The organism is Thermus sp. FJN-A, from assembly GCF_054655095.1.
On record NZ_BAAHSC010000022.1, the window covers coordinates 1 to 250 of the forward strand.

Below are 250 nucleotides of genomic sequence, written 5' to 3' on the forward strand. Positions count from 1 at the left end.
TCGGGAACGCGGGGGCGGGGGCCCTCGAGGGCACTCCGGGCCCGCCCCCCGAAGGAGGTCCCATGAGCCAGCCTGACCCCCACGCCGAGCTCTTCGCCCGCTTCCGCCGGTACCTGGAGATGGAGGAGGGCCGCTCCCCCCGCACCGCCAAGGAGTACCTCATGGACGCGGGCCTCTTCGCCCGCTGGTTCCGGGAGCGCCACGGCAGGCCCCCCCGCTTTGAGGAGGTGGGGAGCCAGCACATCCGCGC

General features: G+C 74.8%; 1 protein-coding gene. It reads left to right on the forward strand.

Features of this window, described 5'->3' with window-relative positions; all coding sequences use genetic code 11:
* Positions 1-62: 62 nt before the first annotated feature.
* Positions 63-250 (forward strand): site-specific integrase (locus ACYQ0J_RS00105; RefSeq protein WP_460170215.1); only part of this gene is annotated, 188 nt, incomplete at its 3' end.